The organism is Cupriavidus sp. 2TAF22 (assembly GCF_052115045.1).
GTDB lineage: Bacteria > Pseudomonadota > Gammaproteobacteria > Burkholderiales > Burkholderiaceae > Cupriavidus.
The window spans coordinates 1-3,366 of record NZ_JBFRFX010000103.1 but is presented as its reverse complement, the minus strand read 5'-3'; the positions used below and the strand labels follow the sequence as shown (position 1 = coordinate 3,366).

Sequence of the window (3,366 nt, the reverse complement as noted above, 5' to 3'; positions counted from 1 at the left end):
GGTCGATGACGATCAGCTGGCTGTTGCGCGGGGTCAGGACTTGCAGTTTGGCGTTCGACACGATGTTCTCCAATTAAGGTGATTCAATGATTTTGAGTTTTATCCGGTAGCGCCTGGCTTGCTTCGTTGCCTTGTTGCGCTGCCCATGTGCAGAACTATAACCAGCGTCAGACCGCGGAAAGTGGCCCATCACTGTCATAGTTAGTCAAAATAATTGAATGTTTTTCGGTCCGGCGGAAGGAGTCCGCTCAGCTAAGCGGCCGGCTAAATCCGCGGCGCGCTCAAGCTGCTGCGTGTGCATCCGGCCAAGCGCATCGAAGTGTTGCTGCCAGATCCTTCCCCGGAGGTGCCAGGACGCCCTGGCCCCCGAACACATATGCCTCACCAGGCATTTATCATTATTTATTTGCGAAGGATAAATTATCCAGATAGGATAAATGGTGATAATCGCACCAGGAAGACACATGTCCAAGCCGTCCGCCGCCTCCGAACGCTACACGTTTCGCCGACCCGCGTTGGCGGCAAGCTTCTGCGCTGCCTTGGCCGGGGAGGGAGTCCAGGATGCCCGCTCGGGCCTGTTCCTCGCGGCGCCGCGTCGGGTAGGGAAGTCCACCTTCCTGCGCGAGGACCTTACGCCGGCCGCCGAGCAGCGCGACTGGGTCACCGTGTACGTCGACTTGTGGTCGAACAAGGCGCATGACCCGGGCGAGCTGATCGCCGACGCCATCAAGCACAAAATTGCCGATCACACCGGTGTCGTGAGCAAAGCCGCAAAGGCTGTCGGCCTCACCAAGGTCACCGTCATGGGCACCCTTGGGTTAGACCTCACCGCCACGGGACTACCAGCGGGCGTCACGCTCACGCAGACCCTTGAGGCGCTGCGCAAGGCCGCCAGGAAACCCGTTCTCTTGATCGTTGATGAAGCGCAGCATGCTCTGACCACGGAGAAGGGCGTCGAGGCAATGTTCGGCCTGAAGGCGGCGCGCGACTCGATGAACGTTTCGGGCAAGGCCCCGGACCTCATGCTGGTCTTCACCGGCTCAAGCCGGGACAAACTCGCGCACCTGGTCATGAATTCGCGCATGCCGTTCTACGGTTCCCAGGTGACGCCGTTCCCGCTGCTCGATAGAAACTTTACCGACGAATTCACCAAGAGCGTAAATAGGGCGCTCGCCGCGGGCAATCAGTTTGAGCCGGAGGCCGTCTACGAAGCCTTCGTGATGGTCGGGCATCGCCCGGAGATGCTGCGCCACCTGATTGGCACGATCGCACTGGCGAACGAATCGCCAAACCTCAGTGCCCGGCTCAAGGATGACGCGACGCTCGTCCAGGAACGCTTGTGGCATGACGTCGAAAGCGACTTCACATCACTGTCGCCACTTCAGCAGGCGGTAGTGCGTGTCATGGCTGACAAGGATGGTCAATTCTCTCCCTTCGGAGAGAGCGCCATTTCCGCGTACAAGGCCCTTGTGCCGGATCATGTGAGCGTCAGCGCTGCGACGGTTCAAAATGCAATTGACGCCCTTCGTGAGCGTGAGATCGTATGGAAAGAGTCGCGGGGCTCGTACGAGATCGAAGATCAAGCGTGGCTGAGTTGGCTCCGCGCCAAAGGCCTGACGTCCTGAAGAACGCGGTAACGCGGTGCGCCAGGCGATGCGCCAGGCGAGGGGTCACCGAAGGGTAGTGCATGGCGCGCCGCCCGGTGTACCGGTCCCCAAATCGCGTATGCTTCGCCCTGCCTTACACGGGCGCAGGTAGGTCTTGCGCCCGTGGTTTCCCAATGCATTGCCCCTGCGGTGGGATTGCCGAATCTCCACCTGCCACGGCTAGCCGTGCAGGGTGCAATGCCAGCTTGAACAGGCATACTCACATGACTGCATTTCCTACAGTATCACGACCGGTCACCGGCCACGGTCAATCCTGTATCTCCACGGCTGACCAATGCTGAACCTGGACCTGCGCTCCATGTCGGCGATGACGGGGATGATCAATATCGCCCTGTGCATCATCCTGCTGGCCTTTCGCCGCGCCTATCCTGCCTCCATCAAAGGCTTGTTGCCTTGGGCGCTCGCACCGCTGCTTTGCGCGCTTTCCGCCGCCTTCTATGCGATGGACGGGCAGTGGCCGGCCGTGCTCGTCGCGTTTGGCGGTAACGCGCTGCTGCTTTCGGGCTGCGCATTGTTCTACTTCGGCAGCCAGCGCTTCTACGGGGTGCCCTGCACCTGGAAATACTGGCTCGGCGTGGGCATTGGCTGCCTGGCCGGCATCGCCTGGTTCCTGCTGGTCTATCCCGACTACCGGATTCGCGTGTTGCTGCTTACCACGGTGCTGGCCGCAATATGCCTGACTCATGCGCGGATGACCTGGCAGCACGGCCGGGGTTTTGCGCCGCGCTTCATGGCAGTTGTCCTCGCTTTCCAGGGGCTGGTCCTGCTGGTGCGGGCAGCGACGACGCTTTTGCAGGATACCGTCAATACTCCGCGGTTTTCCCCTTCGGCTATTCAGACCACGTACATTGCAGCGTATTGTTTCGCGTCGCTGTTCGTCTGCCTTGGCCTGCTGCTGACCGTGAGCGAGCGGTTGCGCGCGGAGTTCGAGTACCTGGCGCAACGCGATGACCTGACAGGGGTATTGAACCGCCGGGCTGTGCTGCACGCAGGGAGTCGCGAACTGAATAACCAGCGCGGCAGCGGCCAGCCACTGTCGTTGCTGCTGATGGATATCGACCACTTCAAGCGCATCAATGACCAGCACGGACACCTGGTGGGTGACCGCGTGCTGGCTCATTTCGCACAAACCGTGGGGCGGGCGCTGCGCTACACGGACTATCTCGGCCGTTTTGGCGGCGAAGAGTTTGTCGTGCTGCTGCCGCGTACCGGCATGGAGGCCGCGCTTGCAATGGCCGAGCGCGTGCGGCAGGCAGTGGAGCAGCAATCGGCCATCGCAGGGCAGCCCGGCTGCACGGCAAGCCTGGGGTTGGCCAGCATCGAGGCCGGGGAAGCGACCCTTGACGAATTGCTGGCGCGAGCCGATTCGGCGCTATATCGCGCCAAGGCCGATGGGCGCAACCGTGTTGAGGCAGGCTGAGCCGGGGCTTCCGCATTCAACGGGCGCCGGTCACTTGCCGGCGGTTGCCGCGATAACGAGGAAAATCCTGGATGGCCGCGCCAACATGATTTGCGGCTCGCTACATGATTTAACATAAGACTAATTATGCGAACATTGGATGTAGCGGCAAAGTTGTAATGTCCGGTTCTAGCAAAGTTCAAATGTCCGCCTGAGGGCCTGTCCATGGTATTCAGCCTGCCCGGTTGAATGCAATGGAGACGCCCGAGGATGGCTAGACCCGAGGTCATTACTCATTAC

2 protein-coding genes are annotated in these 3,366 nt (G+C 60.7%); both read left to right on the top strand.

Annotated elements, in window-relative coordinates; translation table 11 throughout:
- The first annotated feature begins 464 nt into the window (after positions 1-464).
- A complete protein-coding gene (locus tag AB4Z48_RS40290) occupies positions 465-1,625 on the top strand; it encodes a hypothetical protein (protein ID WP_441624466.1) in 1,161 nt (386 codons plus the stop codon).
- A gap of 316 nt (positions 1,626-1,941) precedes the next feature.
- Positions 1,942-3,087 carry a GGDEF domain-containing protein gene (locus AB4Z48_RS40285; protein WP_441624464.1) on the top strand — a complete coding sequence of 382 codons (1,146 nt, stop codon included), beginning with the start codon at positions 1,942-1,944 and terminating at the stop codon, positions 3,085-3,087.
- The last annotated feature ends 279 nt before the right edge of the window (positions 3,088-3,366 follow it).